General features: G+C 43.9%; 19 protein-coding genes and 1 pseudogene. 3 read left to right on the top strand and 17 right to left on the bottom strand.

The genetic code is table 11. The features are described 5' to 3' along the window. Positions 1-47 precede the first annotated feature (47 nt). Positions 48-809 carry a DUF72 domain-containing protein gene (locus ABD769_RS05885; RefSeq protein WP_344850210.1) on the bottom strand — a complete coding sequence of 254 codons (762 nt, stop codon included), beginning with the start codon at positions 807-809 and terminating at the stop codon, positions 48-50. Between the two features lie 241 nt (positions 810-1050). Between ABD769_RS05885 and ABD769_RS05880 the strand changes: the two genes are divergently transcribed. Together ABD769_RS05880 and ABD769_RS05875 are read left to right on the top strand one after the other, a co-directional pair. Further along, positions 1051-1515: a low affinity iron permease family protein gene (locus ABD769_RS05880; protein ID WP_344850208.1), complete on the top strand. Its 465-nt coding sequence runs from the start codon at positions 1051-1053 to the stop codon at positions 1513-1515. A 25-nt stretch (positions 1516-1540) separates the two neighbouring features. After that, complete coding sequence (locus tag ABD769_RS05875) at positions 1541-2773, top strand: DUF2252 domain-containing protein (RefSeq protein WP_344850206.1); 1233 nt, start codon at positions 1541-1543, stop codon at positions 2771-2773. Here the strand turns inward: ABD769_RS05875 and ABD769_RS05870 are convergent. Genes ABD769_RS05870 through ABD769_RS05860 form a run of 3 tightly spaced genes read right to left on the bottom strand, consistent with a single transcriptional unit; the run spans position 2770 to position 4575 of the window. Further along, positions 2770-3540: a DNA-formamidopyrimidine glycosylase family protein gene (locus ABD769_RS05870; protein WP_344850204.1), complete on the bottom strand. Its 771-nt coding sequence runs from the start codon at positions 3538-3540 to the stop codon at positions 2770-2772. The two genes, ABD769_RS05875 and ABD769_RS05870, sit on opposite strands and share 4 nt — an antisense overlap. 4 nt (positions 3541-3544) lie before the next feature. Next, the gene (locus ABD769_RS05865; protein ID WP_344850202.1) at positions 3545-3931 is read right to left on the bottom strand and encodes a DUF3606 domain-containing protein; all 387 of its coding nucleotides are present in this window, start codon (positions 3929-3931) and stop codon (positions 3545-3547) included. A gap of 20 nt (positions 3932-3951) precedes the next feature. Then, complete coding sequence (locus ABD769_RS05860; protein ID WP_344850200.1) at positions 3952-4575, bottom strand: hypothetical protein; 624 nt, start codon at positions 4573-4575, stop codon at positions 3952-3954. A gap of 146 nt (positions 4576-4721) precedes the next feature. Between ABD769_RS05860 and ABD769_RS05855 the strand changes: the two genes are divergently transcribed. After that, positions 4722-4874: a lmo0937 family membrane protein gene (locus tag ABD769_RS05855; protein WP_115684176.1), complete on the top strand. Its 153-nt coding sequence runs from the start codon at positions 4722-4724 to the stop codon at positions 4872-4874. A gap of 139 nt (positions 4875-5013) precedes the next feature. Here the strand turns inward: ABD769_RS05855 and ABD769_RS05850 are convergent, their stop codons facing one another. The 13 genes and pseudogenes from ABD769_RS05850 to ABD769_RS05790 form a co-directional block, all read right to left on the bottom strand. Further along, positions 5014-5466 carry a GNAT family N-acetyltransferase gene (locus ABD769_RS05850; RefSeq protein WP_344850196.1) on the bottom strand — a complete coding sequence of 151 codons (453 nt, stop codon included), beginning with the start codon at positions 5464-5466 and terminating at the stop codon, positions 5014-5016. 99 nt (positions 5467-5565) lie between these two features. Further along, positions 5566-6279 (bottom strand): DUF3891 family protein, encoded by a 714-nt coding sequence (locus ABD769_RS05845; RefSeq protein WP_344850194.1) that lies wholly within the window; start codon positions 6277-6279, stop codon positions 5566-5568. 33 nt (positions 6280-6312) lie between these two features. Continuing rightward, complete coding sequence (locus tag ABD769_RS05840; protein ID WP_344850192.1) at positions 6313-7842, bottom strand: DEAD/DEAH box helicase; 1530 nt, start codon at positions 7840-7842, stop codon at positions 6313-6315. A gap of 242 nt (positions 7843-8084) precedes the next feature. After that, complete coding sequence (locus ABD769_RS05835) at positions 8085-8375, bottom strand: hypothetical protein (RefSeq protein ID WP_344850190.1); 291 nt, start codon at positions 8373-8375, stop codon at positions 8085-8087. 38 nt (positions 8376-8413) lie between these two features. After that, positions 8414-8929, bottom strand: a complete 516-nt coding sequence (locus ABD769_RS05830; protein WP_344850188.1) for a DUF4385 domain-containing protein — start codon at positions 8927-8929, stop codon at positions 8414-8416. Positions 8930-9189: 260 nt separating this feature from the next. Then, positions 9190-9906, bottom strand: a complete 717-nt coding sequence (locus ABD769_RS05825; protein ID WP_344850186.1) for a DUF92 domain-containing protein — start codon at positions 9904-9906, stop codon at positions 9190-9192. A gap of 97 nt (positions 9907-10003) precedes the next feature. After that, a complete protein-coding gene (locus ABD769_RS05820) occupies positions 10004-10690 on the bottom strand; it encodes a type 1 glutamine amidotransferase domain-containing protein (RefSeq protein ID WP_344850184.1) in 687 nt (228 codons plus the stop codon). A 6-nt stretch (positions 10691-10696) separates the two neighbouring features. Further along, on the bottom strand, positions 10697-10840 hold the full coding sequence (locus ABD769_RS05815) for a hypothetical protein (RefSeq protein WP_344850182.1): 144 nt from the start codon (positions 10838-10840) through the stop codon (positions 10697-10699). Between the two features lie 113 nt (positions 10841-10953). Then, positions 10954-11190: pseudogene (locus ABD769_RS05810) on the bottom strand (ATP-binding protein). A 114-nt stretch (positions 11191-11304) separates the two neighbouring features. Beyond that, positions 11305-12033, bottom strand: a complete 729-nt coding sequence (locus ABD769_RS05805; protein ID WP_344850180.1) for a DUF3823 domain-containing protein — start codon at positions 12031-12033, stop codon at positions 11305-11307. A gap of 18 nt (positions 12034-12051) precedes the next feature. Continuing rightward, positions 12052-14076, bottom strand: a complete 2025-nt coding sequence (locus ABD769_RS05800; protein ID WP_344850178.1) for a RagB/SusD family nutrient uptake outer membrane protein — start codon at positions 14074-14076, stop codon at positions 12052-12054. A 21-nt stretch (positions 14077-14097) separates the two neighbouring features. Continuing rightward, positions 14098-17211: a SusC/RagA family TonB-linked outer membrane protein gene (locus ABD769_RS05795; RefSeq protein ID WP_344850176.1), complete on the bottom strand. Its 3114-nt coding sequence runs from the start codon at positions 17209-17211 to the stop codon at positions 14098-14100. A gap of 269 nt (positions 17212-17480) precedes the next feature. Continuing rightward, positions 17481-19694 carry a GH92 family glycosyl hydrolase gene (locus ABD769_RS05790; protein ID WP_344850174.1) on the bottom strand — a complete coding sequence of 738 codons (2214 nt, stop codon included), beginning with the start codon at positions 19692-19694 and terminating at the stop codon, positions 17481-17483. Positions 19695-19701 lie beyond the last annotated feature (7 nt).

Here is a 19701-nt window from a genome sequence, read left to right as displayed (position 1 = left end):
GAAATTTATGCCTGGTATCCTGAAAAGTTTCAGGCTCTGCCCGTGTATTAAACAACCTCTCTTACCAACTGCCTGAGCATCTTTAAATTACCATACGCATCTCCCATGGTATTATTAAAATAAACAAAAACCTCTTTTCCCTCCAGCAACCAGTCTGCAATGTAACCGGCATACTCTGCAAGTACATCTTCAGCATAACTGCCCCGGTAATTACCGCCGGGTCCATGGAACCTCAGGTACCGGAAAGTACTATCAGGACCATTTTCAGGCCCAGCCCCCATACCTTTGTCGTGGATAACCAATGCCAGCTCATTTTCTTCCAGGAGTTCCATTACCTCTTCGGTGTATAAAGAGGCATGCCTGAATTCCAATGCTATTTTCCATTCTTTTTCAGGATCATGTTCCCTCAGGCTAAGCATTAAGCGTGAAAGTTGATGAAGGTTACCTATCCTGACACTTGGCGGGAACTGCACGAGAAGACAACCTTTCTTATCATCCGCAGCCCTGATCACATCCATAAACCTGCCGATCTCTGCAGGATCGAAACCCAGTTGTGGGGAATGCGTAATCCCCTTAAAGAGTTTAAAGGTAAACCGGAATCCGTTTGGCACATCCAAACTCCATTTTTTTACCGTAGATGCCAGTGGAATTTTATAAAATGAACTATTGATTTCAATACTGTTCATAAGTGAACCGTAATAGCATAGCCTGGACTTTTCCCTGAATGCTTCCGGATAATGCAGTTTATTGGGTACGGGCAATAAAAGCCCGCTGGTGCCTGAATAATAACCTTTGATTTCTTGTCCCATGGTTTAAAGCAACAACGCCAAAGGCTAAATTGTTGTCAAAACCACGCATCAAATCCTTTCTGCTGCCGGAATAGTAAAATCTGTTCAGCCAGCGATCCGTGCAGGAATAAGGAAATGATAAGCAATAAAACTTATCAAACCAAGGCATCCATTGTAAAAGACTGAATAACAAACACCTCCACATCACTTAAAACTATTACGCGCCAAACATTGTACTAGCTATAATCATAAAACAAAGAACATGAAAAAGCAGAATTTTTTCGAACGCGCCTCCAATCAGATTACCTGCTGGACCGGAAGTCCATGGGCTTTTACCACTGCATTTATCATCGTAATTATCTGGGGCGTAAGCGGTCCGATATTCCATTTTTCGGATACCTGGCAACTGGTGATCAACACGGGAACCACGATTGTTACTTTCCTGATGGTTTTCCTGATTCAGAAAACGCAGAATAAGGACTCAAAGGCCATACAGCTGAAACTTAATGAGCTGCTGGCCGCAAGCCGCCATGCCAGTAACCGGATGGTAGATATTGAAGACCTCACCGAGTCTGAGCTGGATGTCCTTCATAAATATTACCAGAAACTTTCGGATGTTGCTGAAAAGGACGACGATATCCATAAATCCCATTCTATTGATTCGGCCGAAAAGCTGGCTGAAGAAAAAAATCAGGCCCTCGAACAGAGCAGACCAAATCAGCACTAATAACCACACATTGACCGAGCGAAATATGTCAGAACGTTCCAAAAAAATAAAGGCTTTCAACAAGAACCGCCTTGATTCAATTATCAGCTTAAAATATACCGCCATGCTTGAAAATGCCTTCCGCTTTTACCGCGGAACCTGCCATCTTTTTTATGAGCGGATAGCGGCACTGAAAACCATGCCCAAATCGCCCGTTGGCTGGATCAGCGGCGACCTGCACCTTGAAAATTTTGGAAGCTATAAGGGTAATAACAAACTGGTTTATTTTGACCTGAACGATTTTGATGAGGCCATAAAAGCGCCGGTGCTTTGGGAGGTGGTACGCCTGGTAACCAGTATATTTATCGCCTTCCAAACCCTGGAGATTGATGGCGAACAGGCAATGAATATGGCAACGCTTTTTCTGAAAAGTTACGGCACAACTTTGATTGGCGGAAAGGCGATGGACCTTGATCCAAGAACATCCAAAGGCATTGTTGGTGATTTTTTAAAACGGGCAGAAAGGGGCTCTGCAGATGAACTTATACAGAAAAGAACACTGCGAAAGGGCCGTAAACTGCAGCTCGACACCAACGACGAACGTCATTTTAAACTGGAAAAGGGACTTAAATCTGAACTGATCAGCCATATGGAAGAATGGTTATCACAGAATAACGACAGCCCCTACAATTACCGGGTAAAGGATGTGGTTTACCGGCTTGCCGGAACCGGAAGCCTGGGACAGAAACGTTATCTGTTTCTGCTTAAGAGCCTGCACAAAAAAGACCGTTATTTATTGATCGATATGAAACAGGCTTATCCTTCTTCACTTACGCCATTTTTGAAAAACCCGCAACCCGATTGGAATAATGAAGCTGAGCGGATTGTATCGGTACAAAAACGCATGCAGCATGTATCCGCCTCTCTGCTTTCTACCAGCACATTCAAAAGTGAAGATTATGTGATCCAGGAACTGCAGCCGGTAAAGGATACGCTGAAATTTAAACTCATCAGGGAAGAATACCGCAAGCTCTATCAGGTTATCGACGATATGGGAATGCTCACGGCCTCTTCTCAGTTAAGAAGTTCGGGAATGGATGGAACGGCAACCAAGGATGAACTGAAAGCTTTTGCGATAAATAAGGGCTGGCAGCAACAGATTCTTGATATTGCCATAGAGCAGGCAGCTCTTGTGTGTGCAGATTTTGGTGCGTTCCAACAGGATTACAGGAACGGTGCGTATAATGTTGAGCCAAAAAAAGAGGAGCAGCCGGTTTAATGAAAAAGTTCCTGGGATTTGGTATAATAGCTTGTTCTCCCCCCGATTTTTTCAGAAAGGATTTCCTCGCCTTTAGGGGTCTGTTTTAGCTTTGCGCTGTGCACCTGCATAAAATCCCTCAGTTCGCCTGTTAACTCATCGCCATTTTCTTTTTCGATCTTTTTAATTGCTGTTTCCAAAACGGAATGAATACTCTTATGGAGTTTTTTAACGTACTCGTCAGGGATTTTACCGGCAATAGAGAAAGGGGAAATCCCTGCGTGGTAGAGAATTTCATCTCCATAGGAATTTCCGATTCCGCGGACCTTTTTCTGATCCATCAGCAGGGTTTTGATCGTAGTTTTTTTACCCTCCAGCAGTTTTTTCAGAACCGGATAATCCAGCTCTAAGGCATCGGGGACTTCGTTTACCGGTGGACCAAGCGTGGGCGTTGCCTGTTTTTGCATATCGGTAACTGCAAAACCTTTGCCGCCTTTAAAGTGAAAAATCAGCACAGGAAATTTAGGGGGCTTTTCTCCTAATGCCACCAGCTCGCCACGCAACATCAGGTGCAGTCCTAAAATCCTGTCGCGGCCAAAATGAAACTGCAGCGTTTTACCTGAACGTTTCACTTCGGAAAGCTGATGGCCTTCCAGCGACTCTTTAAGTTTTTTAGCCGTTACGTTGAGTTTCCCTGCAACTTCTACATCAATTTTTTCCAGTGTTTTTCCGCTGTATCTGCGGTTTAGTATTCTGGAAAACACTTCTAAATCGGGGAGTTCTGCCATAAGGTTATGTTTTGAGGTATTTTTTTATTTCTGAAAGCTTATTCCCCCGCATCAGGGCGGCAACTTTAAGCTCATCTGTACTTATCCGGAACTGTTCTGCCCAATAGGTGAGTTCGCTTTCGTTACCGGTATTTATTGTTCCTTCATCAGGTCCAAAATCACCAGGCTCCAGCGTTTCGCGGTCGCCTTCTGCCTCATGCAACGCATCGTCCTTACCGGAAGGATCATCCTCAAAGAACTGCCTTGCCCGTTTAAGCCCGGTGGCTATTGCCAGTCCTTCCTCTAAACCTTCGGCAAGCAGTGCATTTGCTATTTCTACAGCCTTTTCCCTCAGGAAAACGGGCTGGTTTTTATATGACGGAGGGTAATCTCCATTATACCATGGCATCATATTCTCCTTTCTCTGTTTTATCAGTTAACCGCTATTATTTTGAAATAAGCATCGTCCTTTTTCTTAACTACCAGGTCCAGGTGTTCGTCGAAATCGACCAGGTTCATCACTTCATCCTGAAGAAAAGTGCTGAATACCTCAAGATCGGTATCAGGATTAAGGGTAATTTCCAAAGTTTCACTGGTTTTCCATCCGGTATGGATAATTTCAGGATATGCCCCTTTAAGTATTGCAGGAAAACCATTTCTGGAAAATGCTTCTGAAAGCGCAGCGGAGATATCCCAAAGATGTTCCTGCAGCGGCTGATCTTCTGTTTTCCACTGCATGCCGTGAGCGGGATCCTGCCACATGGTACCGAGAAAAGCATTTTCGAGGCTTACGCTATAACATTCACCACTACTTTCAACAATGGCCTGTTTGATGCCGTTGCTGGTTGCGATATCAAAAATGTATCTTTCCATATTCAGATCGGGTTTTATTTCGGATGTTTTGGATTTTAAACGATTCCTGCGTTTTCTGCCATACATTAAACAGAGTGCCGCCAGTGAAATACCAAGGGCTGCACCAAAAAGCAATTCTATGGTGTAACGCCCTATCCACTTACCGGCCCGTTGGCCAGACTGTTCATTTACAAATACTTCCATGTGCGTAGAACATCAGATATGACCGATCGGTTTGGTTTTCTGCATTTATATTTTTTAGAACTGATGTTCCATTAATACAGATTACGCATATCATTAAAACTAAAAGGAATAAATCCTGTTGTTAATAAAACTTAAATTTTAAAAACATGGGAAACTTACTTTATCTGGTTGCAGTTGTACTTGTCATTATATGGGCAATTAGTTTTTTCGGGGGATATTACACTGGCGGAATTATCCACGCTTTGCTGGTAATCGCTGTAATTGCTGTGATATTACGTTTGATAAGAGGAGCAGCTTAAAATTAATTAACGACCGGTTACAAACGATTTCCGGAACGCGAGAATAACAAAACGACTGACCGCAGGCAAAATCATGTCTGCGGTCTTTTTTTAAGGGTCAAATGAGGTTATAAGACTTTAAGATTAATGCGGCGCGTTATTAATCCTTTTCGCAGTGCTGCCTGAGCTGTTTTGGTCCCTGAGGCCATATAAAGGCCGTGGTTTGCTTCTTCCAGCCAAGATTTTTATAAAAACGATCTGCACCCGGAGCAGCGCTCAGGTTAACAAAATGGTAATTATTTAACTGAGCGTTTAAGGCGCTGACGAGATATTTTCCGAGCCCCTGACCCTGGTAATCCGGATCAACAACGATGTCGGCCAGCATTGCATAATATCTTCCATCTCCTACTACCCTGCCGAAAGCGATTATAATATCCCCGTGATAGATAAAAAGCGTAGTAGTACTCATGCCAAAGGCCTTTTCTATTTCTTCTGCCAGGCGATGCTTCCAGTTGATTTTCTGGAACAGTTCGAGCACCCGTTGCCAGTTGATACCGGTTAAATCCGGATTGATGTGATATTCATAAGCAGGTAGTTTCTGAGGGACTATCATGGTTAGTGATTAAATTATTATTTTGATGGGATAAATATTGGGTAAAAACGATTTAGATTAACTGAAATTGTGTACTAAATGGTTATCTGTTCTATTTGATTATTGCCTGGAGATGATCACCTTCCTGAGTTCGACCGGTGCCTTCTGCAAGGCCTTTCTAAATACCTTATCGTTTTCGAAACTGATATCTTTTAAGCTCAGCCGCTCGTAGCTCACCTCAAACCTGTCACACCCGAAGGGCCAGGGTTTAACAATAAGCCGCTGCTCTTGCTGAAAAAACTGATAAGAAGTACCACCAGGTCCCTGACTGATTTCGAGGCGGCGCTCTTCGGGCGGAATCTGGTCCTGGCAGATGAGCAGCGAAAAGGCATCACAAAATTCAAGCAGTGCATAAGCGCGGTTTACTTCTTCCATGCTGCTCCGGGCCTCTTTGACCCACTGCGGTTCCTGCTTTTTAAGTTTTGCGAGATAAGGTTTTGCTGCCGCTTCACTTCCATGGGTAAAGGAGATATGCCGTGCAAAAAGCAGCGCGATAAAACGGCTCTTGCTTAAAGCTTTATCCATCATCTCCATGCAGGCCTCCATGTCAAATGCAGTCATTTTAAAATCCAACGGACCACCGTTATCGCATAGCAGCGGACCCCGGCTAAATTCGTTAAAAACATCGTCATGCTCGGTAGTGGCAATCAGGGTTTCTACCCAGCGGTTGGGCTGGTCGGAAATTTTCCATCTTGCACATATCTGTCCGGCCAGAAGCCCGTGCGCACGTTGGGTTATAATTTCCCAGCCGCTGTTACAATAGTTCACTATCATGATTTTTCCACGCTGCTAAATTCCAAACTGTCTTTAAACCGCTGTACGCATTGCTGCCCGCCGCGACATTATTTTTTCGATAAGGCCCTGCAAACGGCTCCGGTAGTCGCTGCCCAGCCACTTCGTATAGTTTTTGGTTACCGTACCCAGGCATTTGGCATATTGCTTTATCCTCCAGTCGATTTCCTTATCAAGTTCTTTAGATAATTCGAGCGCCATTGTTACCGTTTCTGCATTGTCTGCACACATAAGCGCATGTTGTCTGATGGAACTGCGGAGTACAGATCTTGCCTTTTCTCCTTTCTCCATAGCTGTTTGATAGGCAGCTAATATATCAAAGGATATCCCCGTGCTATTGGGAAACTTATTCCTCATTTCCGCAGGCATCTGGTGGATATCATCGGTAGCTTTCGCCAGAATCTGGTGATAGATTTCGGGGTTTTCAAAAACATGTTGCCAGTCTATCGGCGCATCCCATTCTCCAAACCTTTCTGCATTGTTGCCCAGGTCTATAATGTTAAATGTTCTTTTACCGGGCAAACGCCTTGCTCCCCTGCCAATCATCTGGTGGTAGAGTGTAAGGGAGGTGGTTGCACGGTTTAATATTACAGACTGAACTGAAGGTTCATCAAAACCGGTTGTTAAAATGGAAACCGAGGTAAGTATAGCGCCCTTTGTTTTTTTAAACCATTTTAATATTTCAACCCGTTCTGCACTTTCTGTCTGGTTGTCAAGATGGCGTACCGGATAACCTGCCTCCTGAAAAACTTCAAGCACCTTACGGGAGGTAAATATTCCGTTATTAAAAATCAGTGTTTTTTTACCCAGAGAATGTTCCCTGTAAGCATGAATTAAAAGATCGAGCATGGCTTTAGACGAATAAAGTTCATCAGAACTGCTTACCGTAAAATCACCATGAATACCCCTGTTGAGGGTATTGAGCTCGACCTCATAACCAAAACTTTTTGGTTTTGCCAGAAACCCGTTTTCGATGAGCGAACTTATGGGCTCCCCAAGCACCAGTTCGCCATAAAAATTTTTCATCGGTCTGGATACATCTGCCGAAAATGGTGTTGCTGTTACACCAATTACCCCGGCGCCGGGAAATTTCTTAAGCAGTTTATGAAAAGAATTGTGATGGGCCTCATCCACGATGACAAGCCCCACGCCTTCAGTATCGATAACGCCATCATCTATCCGGTGTTTAAGGGTTTCAACCATGGCCACATAACAGTGATAATAATCTTTTTTTGAAATCCTTTTAACCGTACTGTTCACAACTTTATTATTAACGCCTGTATTTTTCAGTGCCAGCGAAGTCTGCCTGCACAGCTCCTGCCGATGGGTAAGCACGATAACTTTCTTCCCGTATTTTTTGATAAAGCGGTCAGCAATTTCAGAAAAGATGACAGTTTTACCACCACCAGTAGGCAACTGATAGAGTAAACGCGGGCTGTCGTTACCCTCCTGCATTTTTTCAAAAAGGGTTTCAATAGCGTGTTGCTGATAGGGATATAATTTTTTTGCTGGACCATGCGCAGCCGAAGGGGATAAAATCTGCATGGTGTTACAACCACAGAAACAGGCCGAAAGTTTTGAGACAAGGTGAGATCATAAAAATCTTTATTTACTTATATCAAATGGTAGATTGCCCATGCTTATGTAACCTGCAAAGGCTGTGATGGCAGATGCCCTGCAGGCCCGGCGCGGGCTCCCGCCAATAAAAAATAATTAACCGTTGTAAGCGGTTTTTTTCAACTGTTTTAATCACCCCTGGCTGATGTAACCTTCAATAGCTCTTTTTTTTATTCGATTTCTCCTTCAGCGAGCCCCTCCAAAAACCAGCCTGATTTGTACTCAAACAAAACTTCCCGATCTCCCGATTCACTGATTACCTTGCCCGTAAAATCGTGTGCAATATCTTTTTCCGATTCGAGCACCGCTTTGGCCATAGCTGCATATTCTTCGAGATCGAGGCCATCCCTGATGACGTAATATGGCTCCCCCACATCCGTCCAGCGCGTTTCTACCACCCCCTCTTCGAATTTGTTCCTATTGGCTGCCTCAAGGGCACCACCATTCTTATTAATCTCCATAACTATCAATTTATTTTTATATTTTTTTTCTACTAAAATCAGCCATATTTCTTTTTCCAGCAGATTTTTTCTTCACGGTACCAGTGATTTGCTTCTGCCTTTTTCCAGTAATCATAAAATATTAAAGCAGCCTCTGCCTTTTGTTCCTCTCCGGTACCACGTGTTAAAGGGGCATAATCATCTTCTTTATCATATTTACGGCCTCCCTTATAATTGGCATAGCGCCTCGCACGGGTATATCCCATCTGAAGATACTTCCGGGCCAGGTCGGCGCCTACAAAATCACCGTCTTCTGTAAAATCTATAAAACAGTTAAAAATTGCTTCTGCGCTCTGTCTGGCAATCTGTGGATCCTTAAAACGCCATAATGGGCCAATTATCGACTTGTAGGGCTCACAGATTAACACACCCTGCTCCCCTTTTCCAACACGGTACATCTGCGGATGATCACGGTAATTGATTTCTTTTTTCCAGGGATAACTTTCGATCTCAAATCCGAGATAAGACGGACGCCTCACCTTAGGGATGTTCTTATCGGATACCGTCTTTTTCATATTACCGCTATCATACTATACCACAATCAGTTACCTTATATACAGCAAATCGTTCTGCACCATTATAAACCATATGGTTTAAACAATTTGCATCATCTTAAAATGGAGAACAGTATCTACAGGAAAAAAGTTTGGCTAATAAGCCACCGGGCGGGGACTGAAGGATTAATGCTAAGATATCGTTATCCCTGCATCCGGAGATCAAACGGAATGCAGATCGACCATAAGCTTTCCGGATTAATATAAAGGAATGTAAATCCCTACCCGAGCAACAACTCCAATAGTAACAATACTCCGGCGGCCGTCAGGGTATTCAAAAAATTAACCGCATTATTCCCGATTATCCCCTTCTGCTCCAGCACAGCGCCTAATACTGAATCAGTTAGGTTTCCTGCGGTCCCTGCCAGTACGATAAATAAAAAGCTGATGTCCCATCCCCGTCCTAGCGCATAAATGCCGGCAATAACGGCACTTCCGGCAATACCGGTTAAGGTTCCTTCCAGACTAATTACTCCATCTTGCCCACAGCTGTCGGGCCTGAAAGAAATAACATTAAAAAAACGGCTCCCATAAACCATTCCAAGCTCTGATGAGAGGGTATCTGCTGTTGCTGAAGCAAAAGCGGCTGCCATAGCCGGAAACATCAGATAATTGAGCTGAGGATAGTATAAAATCAGAATATCTGCAATGGCAGCAGCACTGGCGTTGGCCAGTACCTGCAACGCACTACGGCCTTTACCTGTTTCCTCCACAGGCACAAAAGTTTTCTTTTTATGCTTCTGCCAGGAGGTGGCGGCAGAACCCAGGATAAAAAATGCCGTCATCATTGCAAGCCCTGTGTAACCTGCTGCGCTGAAGATAATTACGGCCAGTATTGCGCCTGTAAAAGCAGCTGTAACGGTTAGCTTTTTTGCCAGTATGCTATAGGCCATACCCGCAATAATGATGATGGGCAAAAAGATACCGGTATTGAACATGGCACAAATATATCTGAATTATATTTACGCAAAAGCAACTTTACAAGCTTTTGAAAGCCTTTGAACTTCCATCAGCCTGTAAAGCTTATAAAGAATTTTATGACCCCTCTAATAAATCAATCAGGGCTTTGGCTGCCGGGCCTGCCGACAAGGGATTCTGACCGGTTATGAGCAATCCATCTTTTTCTACATGAGACAAAAAGGGCACGAGCGCGGTTTTTACTTCGGCACCAAGTTCTTCCAGTTTGGTTTGGAGGAGATACGGCACATTACCACTACGGCCAACTAAAGTTTCTTCGGTATTACTGAAAGCTGAAATGATTTTCCCTTTTAAAAAGCCGGGCCTTTGCCTGTCTGCACTGATCAATGCCGCCGGACCATGGCATACAGCAGCTACCGGTTTGCCGGCGTCTAAAAAATCAAGGATTAAAATTCCGCTGTTGTTATCCTGAGCCAGATCCCAGATTGGTCCGTGCCCACCGGGATAGAACACTGCGTCAAAGTCTTCAGACTTTACCTGATTGAGCAAATGGGTTTGAGAAAACGCAGTCTTTGCAGCTTCATCATCCTGATACCTGCGGTTAGAACCGGTTATATTTTCTGTGAGTTCGCTCACCGGATCAACAGGGGGCCGCCCTCCTTTAGGGCTAACCAGCGTTACCTGATAACCGGCATCGATAAATTCATAATAAGGGTCTGTAAATTCGCCCAGCCACACACCTGTTTTTCCATCGGTATTTTCCATTCCGCTATGCGAGGTTAATACCATTAATATTTTTTTCATGTGTTGTTATTTAATGTCTTCCGGATCAAGTTCATTTCCTTCCTCATCTACCCGCTGGTGTTCGTCCCAGTTCGAATCCTGCGTGGATTTCTCTTCCGGGTTAATATTTTGATTTTCGTCCTTCTCTTCTTTTTCTTTGGGATCTTTCATTGCTATTGGTTTTAAGTTTGATTAATAACAAAACCGCAGGGCAATAGTTCGGAAAAGTTTAAAGGCAGCAAGGAAAATGGAATCAGGGCACCAAGCGGGAGCAGCGAAGCATCTTAATACCGCGGAAGTGTGAAATGAAAGGTTGATCGTTTGCCGGGTTCACTTTCTAGCCATATTCTGCCACCATGTAATGAAATAATTTCAGCACAGAATTACAGACCGATACCAAAACCGGAAGTGGTTTTGCTCAGGTCATTTTCAATTCTGTAATAATTTTGAAAGATTTTTTGATGATAGCCGGGATCGATCCCTACACCGTTTTCTCGAACAGAAAAATGGAGTTCTATCACAAAAACAGTGGCAAAATTAGCGGAAATGACAAAAAAGGCTTAGCATAGCGAACCGCTTGCCTCTTTTATATCAATAAACTGTTCCCCGATATTAATACCGGGGAGCAGTTTATTTTAGTTGGGAACCTGTACAGTTTTAACTGTTGTATAGTTGTACTTTTTAAAGGCATCGTTTACCCTTACCCCAATGCGGATAAAATATGTTGTGGCATACTTCATCGGTTGTGAGGATGAAATAGTGAGCACCTGGTTTTCCATAGCTGCCGTTGCAGCCACAACTCCCCCAACACGGGTATTATCAAAGTTATTGTTGCCAACATACTGGGTAGTGGAAATAAAAAGCTGATAATCCAAAGGTGCGGGCTGTGTTTTTCCGGCAGGGGCAGCATTCCGTGTAAATTTAAAAGATACCGAGATTTTTTTATCGGCGGTAACTACAGGTTCGCCTGCAAAATCTACATTAAGGTAAGGAACCACTTTAAAATCGGCCACGGTAGTATTGCCACTGGTCAGTTCAACGGTTTTCATTTGTGCACTATCCAGCGGATAAAAAGGCCCGTCGAAAGGGGCAACACGGTAACGCCCGGCAAAAAGTTTATTGTTGCTGTATCTTCCATCCTGTAAAAAATTAAGGTCCTGGGCAGTTGGGTTATTGCTCCAGCTTAGTTCCTCGAGCTTTATCCTTGCACTTCCCTTTCCCTGCTCAAGCTGCAGGGCTTTACCGCCGGCATCAGTTAACGCACCTGATATGCCTGCATCAGGCGCGGTGTAATTGTCTTTTTTACAAGAAGAACCCATCAGTGCGGCAGCACACAACAGGGCATATATTATATTTCTTTTCATATTTGTTTCTTTTGATTGTTAGTTACTCAGATTCGGTTTAAGTCCTTTTGCCACCTCTCCTGCAGGAATCGGTTCATAGTAATTACGCACGGGGAAGGTGAAGGCCGAATTGCGTTCATCGAAACGGCAATCGAAAATATATTTTCCCAGAACATAATCAGTGCCCTGGTTAACTGCTCCCTTCGAGAACAGGAAGGGATTAAGCCTTCTCCATGTTCTTGCATTTACTTCCTGGTCAAAGGTTCGCCAGCGGATCATGTCCCAGTACAATTTGTTTTCAAAAGCGAGTTCTTTTCTGCGCTCAATCCTGATGATCTGCTGACCACGATTAGGGGCCAGTACATAGCCACCTGCACTAAGAGGAGTTGCACTGACCGCAGATAATTCGCCGGGACTGCCCAGCAATACTGCTCCTGCCCTGCTGCGGATATCGTTAATGCAGTTATAGGCATCTGCCTGTAGATCTGTGCCTGCCACGGCACCACCGTTCTGAAAAATTTCGAGCGCAGCTTCTGCCCTGTTAAGCAAAATTTCTGCATAGCGCATTTCTATCCACGATTGCGTAGACATGTGCAGCGCGGTTGCACCTACCGTTAAGTTTGGATTAAGGTATTTGCGCCCTGAAAAACCGGTTACCGAGCCGGCACCCGAACCAGACTGGATACCATCTAAACCGGCCGGTAAAATTTTCTCACCATTGGAAAGCACGATGGGAATCTGCACTCCCGGCCTGTTATCAGATGATTGTTTGATGTTAGCATTGTAATAGGCAAGCGTGGTATAGTTGGTTTTACTATCATCCGGAAAAAACTTTTGTACAGGGACCGAAGGATCAACACTTTCGATAAAAGTACCGCGGCGGATATCATTGTTAAATCCTTTAAAAGCCTGACCGGGAAGCAGGACGGTACCGCGCAGGCGTGGCTCGGCATTATCAAAAAGTTCTCTCACGTTGTTAAAAACCTTATACGACCCATCGGCATTTAGTGTATTCAATTGGCCTTTGGCATTTTTAGGCAAACCATCGAAAAGCTCAACATAATCTAATGTCGGGCAGAAACGGTCACCGTAGGTAGAGGTCATATGTTGCGGAGATTCGAGGGCATCCCAGCTATGAACAGATTCCGGATAAGAATAACCTTTAACAAAAATATTCTCCGGGCTGGAAGTATCAAGAAACAGTTCCGCATAATTGTCAGCAGTTGAGAGGCGGTCGGTTGCCGACCATTTTTTACGGTACAGGCTATACTGACCATCGAGCAGTTTCGCGGCCTGCCAGGCGGCAATAAAATAAGTATTCGCCTTGTCGGCAGGAATTCCGTTCAGCATTACATTTCCTACTATATATGGGGTTCCGTACCTGGCAATTGAACCAGCGGTAAGCATTACCCGTGATTTGAAACCTGCAGCTATAAATTTATTTGCCCTTCCCTTATTCTCGCTTACGGTATTCAGGCCTGCAATTGCCAGATCAAGATCAGCGGCAATAAAATCGTAACTTTCCTGTTCGCTGCTCCTTGGTACCAGCAGTTGTGAGGGATCTACTCCCGCATAATCGTTCTGGGTTTCTTTCAGTATTGGTACTCCCCCATACCTTTTAACCAGGGCAAAATAAGTGTAGGCCCTTAAAAAATAAGCCTCAGCTTGCCATTTTGCTACGCTGGCAGGCGCCAGTCCCTGTTTTGGCAGGTTGGCCAGCAGGTAATTGATATTTCTGATCTCTTTATAGGCTTCGGCAAAGTATCCTCTGGCAGGATTGATAAACCCGCCATTGTTACGGTTTGCATTTTCGCCGGTATTGATCGAAAGTGTGCTGATGATGTTCCATGTGTTAAATCCGTTGGTACCCTGGTTATCGGCACTGTATTTAAAATCCTCGATCGGAAGGTTATTGTAGAGGGTAGCCATATAAGCTTTTACCCCATCGTCTGTTCCGAGCGCAATATCATCCTGAATGATGTTTGGAGGAGAGAGTTCCAGTTTGTTACAGGAGAAAAATACACCAGCAAACAACACTGTTATAATAAAATTGAATCTTTTCATAATCATTTCCCGATTCTATAGTTAAAACTTAATATTGGCGCCAAAATTTACCGTTTTGTTTAACGGATAGAGGTATCCGTAAATGTTGGAAGGATGCTCGGGATCTACCCCGATGGCATTGGTAAAGGTAAACAGGTTATAACCGTTGGCATAAAAGCGCACCTGTTGAAGCCCGGCCTTCGAAATGAGTTTTTTGGGCAGTGAATACCCCAGTTCGATACTTTTTACCCGAAGGTAATATCCGTTCTGAATCCCTCTTTTGGAGTCGATTTCATATTGGGTACCCGAATAGGCATTGTAACCCGGAATCCATACATTGGAAGGATCGTAAGGATCTTTTTTCGGGTCCTGCGGATGCCACCTGTCCATAAAGAAATCAAGTGCGTTTTCCGAAATTGTCTGGTACATTTCACCGTAGGCCACGTAAGACATCCCCGCACCCTGCAACAGCACGTTCAGGTCAAAGCCTTTATAATCAGCACTTATATTCAAACCAAAGGTGAGCAGCGGATTGTTTTGTTTGCTATTAAAATCCCCTGTCGGGTTGAGCGTTGTTGCAATAGGATAGCGGTCCATGTCATCTATGGTTCCATCTCCGTTCCAGTCTTCATAAATATAATCTCCCGGCAGGGTTACCCTTGAGGTATATACCGGATACCTGACAATTTCACTATTACTCTGGTACTGACCTACATAGCCATAACCAAACCATACATCGTTGTAACGGTTGGTGGTGTTGTTCCTCCAGTTCAGGTAAGAGTTGCCATCCCGTCCGCGTTCTACATACCTGTTTTTCGTCCTGGTAATGTTGATGTTTCCGCTGAGGCTATAGTTTAGCTCCTTTCCGATTGTATTTCTATGGGTTAAAAGCAATTCCAGTCCCCGGGTCTGATCAGAATTTAGGTTTTCCAATCCGGTTACCGCTCCAAAAGTTGCCGGAAAAGAAACCGACCTGTTTGCTGCTATCCCGCTTCCGTTACGCTGAAAGGCATCGAAAGAGAAACCGAATTTACCTTTCCAGAATTCACCATCAAGCCCAAAATTCAGCATTTTGCCTTCATACCAGGTAAAATTAGGGGTTGGAAGCACCCTGAAGCCGAGCGAATTGGTCCATCCATCGAAAAAATATCCGTTGGAGAGTCCCTGCGAATTTCCGGTTGCAGGATAATCATAACCCTGAACATGTTGAAAATTCAAGCCGCTGTCGTTCCCCACCACGCCATAACTTGCGCGCAATTTAATATTATCGATAAAAGAAAGCGCGCTGTTGTTTTTGATAAAACCCTCTTCCGAAATCCTCCAGCCCAATGATCCTGAAGGGAAAAAACCCCATTTATCACTTGGCGGAAATTTCGAAGAACCATCGCGGCGCACGGCAAATTCCAGCAGATATTTCGAACTGTAGGCATAATTGATCCGGCCGATAAATGCTTTCCTGCTGGTCTGAAAAACGTCGGCAGGGTTATTAAATCCCTGTTGGTTTAGCGAATTTCCGGCAAAGAGGTAAGGAAGCTGAATAGAAAGTTCGCGTTGCGCCTGAAAAGCATCGCCAGAGTTGTTTTCCTCTTCATATGCGCCAAAAAGTTTTAGGTCATGCTTGCCCGCAAAAGTACGCTCATAGTTTAACGAAAACTGCAAAAGGTTATTTGGCGTGGTGCTGTAACTGCGGTTAAGCTGATTCGGGATCTGATATTTTACGCCGGTATAACTGTTATTTGTTGGGTTGTAATCATATACAGAAAAAGTTTTTTGGTAAGAAGTGTTATCGGTAAGGTTGGCATCGTAACTAAAAAGACCCCTGGCCGAAAGTCCCTTAACAAACGGCACCGCATAATCAAGACTGAAGGAACTCTGAAAAATCTTATTATTGTATTTTCTGAATCCGGAAATATCCGAATCGGCAATGGCACCGGGATTATAATCTGCCTGGTTTTTGAACAGGTAGGCAGGATTGTTGTTGGCATAATAAGGGTCATCAGGATGTGATCTCCAGAGATTTTTAAAAATCTCCCACGAATCGCGGTACGGACGGTTCTGCTCATCCATAATTCCGCTCAGGTTAAGTGTAGCTTTTAGCGAGCGGGTTACCTGTGCAGTTACATTCGACCTGAAATTGTATTTCTTATAATTGAGATCGTCTGACTTCCAAAGGCCGCTCTGGGCAGAATAACCAAAATTCATGAAGTAGGAAATTTTCCCTCCTTCGGCACTTCCGCTTGCACTCAGGTTGTGCTGAGATTGGCCCGAACTTTTTCTCATCACCATATCGTACCAATCTGTACTTTGCCTGGTTCCATCAAGGAACGGCCTGATTACATCATCAGAAAAGGCAGGTACCGGAGAATTGATATTGTGCATCGATCTTTCATTGAGAATGGTAAACCGATCTACCGCATTAAGTGGCTTAGGTAAACCTGAAGGCCGCTGGAAGCCTGCAAATACCGAATATTCGATTGAGGCTTTACCCATAGCGCCCTTTTTGGTCGTAACTACAATTACGCCATTTGCTGCTCGTGCCCCGTAAATGGCTGCAGAAGCATCTTTAAGCACCGAAACACTTTCGATCTCATTGGGATCCAGTCTGCTCAGGTTCCCCCGGGGTACACCATCGATAATTACCAGCGGATTGTTGCCAAAACCGCGAATATCAAACTGGTTATTAAATGTACCGGGTTCAGAAGTTCCCTGCACTACCCTCAGGCCAGGAACTTTACCGGTAAGCATGTTCTGTACATTCTGGTTTTTGGTAGTGGTAATCTCCTTGTTAGATACCGAGGCAACCGAACCGGTAAGGCTGGTCTTTTTTTGGGTGCCATAACCTACCACCACAACCTCTTCCAGGCTTTTATCGGTTTCGCTAAGGCTTACATTTATCGTCCTGCTTTCTCCAACGGGCAATTCTTTTGTTGTATATCCCACAAATGAAAAGGTAAGCACAGCGCCCGAAGCAACAGTTATGGCGTACTCACCGTTATTATTGGTAGAGCTGGCGGCACTGCCACCCTTCACTTTTACAACAGCACCGACCAGAGGGCCGCCGTTTTCATCTGTTACCTTGCCCTTTACAGGCGTACCCTGCGCATGCACACTTACGGAAATGTAACAGCCGAGCAGGAAAAACAATAATTTTCTCATACTAAATTTTCATTATAATCATGGTTAGATAATTAGGCTAAAGAACCAGTTACCCCTTAAGGAAAAATTAATATTTAATTAATTATGCGCCTAAAACCTATTTTTTTTATTGGAAAAGCCTAAAAACCTGCAAAATAATGGGCAGGAAAAATTCTGTGCAGAAGAAAGAAGATTAAACAGGTAAACCGATCAGTTTACCTGTATTTTCAATGGCTGAGGAAATTACTATTGGTATCGTGTTTTTTGCGATCCGCCACTGTGTTATTTATTTAAGGCCGGTTAGGTGCATGAACACCAAAACTATAATTTGGCTTGGCACCCATTGTCATTTTCATTACTCCGCCGCTTACAATATCATGATGTTCGATAAAGGTTTTACTATAAGGTTTTCCATTCAGCGTAATGCTTTGAACGTAGATATTTTTTGGACCGTTATTTACTGCGGTTACGGTAAAACTTTTACCCTGCGGAAGTTTAATGGTTGCGGCATCAAATTTCGGACTACCAATTACGTATTGCCCTGAGGCAGGAAATACCGGATAAAAACCCAGCGAAGAAAAAATGTACCAGGCCGACATCTGCCCGCAATCTTCATTACCGATAATGCCATCCGGACGGTCGTGGTAAAATTCATCCATAATATAACGCACTTTTTCGGCTGTTTTCCATTGCTGCCCCACATAATTATACAGGTAAGCAATATGATGACTTGGCTCATTCCCATGGGCATATTGACCGATATTTCCGGTAAGATCGACCAGATCTCCTGCAGCCGGAATGGTAAAAAATTCATCCAGCCTTTTCGTAAATGTTTTTTCGCCACCCAGCATTTCAATCAGTCCTTTTACATCCTGGGGTACCAGCCATAAATACTGCCAGGCATTACCTTCGGCATATTCGGTGGCATAAGGTTTGGTTGATTTTAGGGGATCAAACACAGGATTCCAGCTGCCATCTTTCATTTTACCACGCGGAAACCCAACGGTTTTATCATAATACAACTGGTAATTTTTCGCACGTTTTTCAAAATAATGGTAATCGGCATCTTTACCCATGGCTTTAGCCATTAAGGCAATACTTCCATCGGCAACAGCATCTTCCAAACCATTGGCAACAGGCCTGTTGACGCCAATATCAGAAGGAATGGCTTTAAAATCACGTACATAATTTAATCCGCGGAGGTCGCTCATCGCCGTTTTTTTCATGGCTGCAAAGGCCCGCTCGGCATCAAAACCTCGGAAACCTTTTAAATAAGCCTCGGCAATAATCTGCTGACTGCTTATTCCAACCATGGTTCCGGTATCGTAACCGTTTAAATGCCATATAGGTAAATAACCCTGTTCATCATAAATGGCGAGCATGGTATTTACAAAATCGCTTATTTTATCAGGATTGAGGATAGTGAAAAGGGGATGTTCGGCACGGTAAGTATCCCAGGTAGAAAACACTGAATAATTCTGGAAAGCAGGTTTTTGATGTACTTTATTATCTGCACCCTGATAATCACCATTATGATCGTTAAACAGGGATGGATGCATCATCGCGTGGTACAAAGCGGTATAAAACACCCTTTTATCAGCCTTGCTTTTGGTTTTAATTTCGATTTTAGAAAGCGCTTTGTTCCATTTATCATCTGCTGATTTAATTACAGCGTCCATGTTCCAATCCGGAATCTCTGCGGCGATATTAGCCAGTGCATTTTCACTGCTTACGGGCGAAATGCCTACTTTAAACTGAATGGTGCCGGGCGAAGTACCTAAACTGATCAATCCCTTAATTGCTTTCCCCTGCCCTTTTTTGGCGTTGAGCGCCTTCGATTCCTCATACACATTAAAGGCACCAATGGCTTTCCCGAAACGGATGGCGAAAAATACCTGCTGCTCTTTGGCCCAGCCTGATGAAAAACGATAACCTTTCAGGGTATAAGCATCAACCTGCTCGATATATGTATCGGTTGCTTTATCATTAAGCCCTTCCTTTAGGTCGATAATAATCTGGGCTGGTTTGCCTGAGGGGAATTTGTAGCTGTGAAAGCCCACCCTTTCGGTTGCAGTAAGTGCTACATCGATATTGTAATCGTCGAGTTTTACGGCATAATAACCCGGACGGACTTTTTCATTTTTATGCGAGTACAATGAGGAATAACCGCTTTTATGATTTTCTTCAGTGCCTTTATCAGTTTTGATGGCTCCTGTAAATGGCATAATCAGCACATCGCCAAGATCGCCGATTCCGGTACCACTTAACCGCAAATGCGAGAAACCGGTTAAAATGCTGTCGCCATAATTATAACCCGAACACCAGTCCCAGCCCTTAAAAATATTCATCGGACCAAGCTGCACCGCACCGAAAGGAACATTAGCACCTACAAAAACGTGTCCGTGGCTACCTGAACCAATGTAGGAATCAACATAAGTGGTTTTGGACTGAGCGAAGGTGAGCGTACAGATCAGAGCGAAATAAAGGGTAAAAAGGTATTTCATATATATT

Origin of the sequence: Pedobacter jeongneungensis (genome assembly GCF_039538295.1) — a bacterium.
Classification (GTDB): Bacteria; Bacteroidota; Bacteroidia; order Sphingobacteriales; family Sphingobacteriaceae; genus Pedobacter; species Pedobacter jeongneungensis.
The sequence above is the reverse complement of the archived record's forward strand: the minus strand, read 5'-3'. Positions and strand labels throughout refer to the sequence as shown.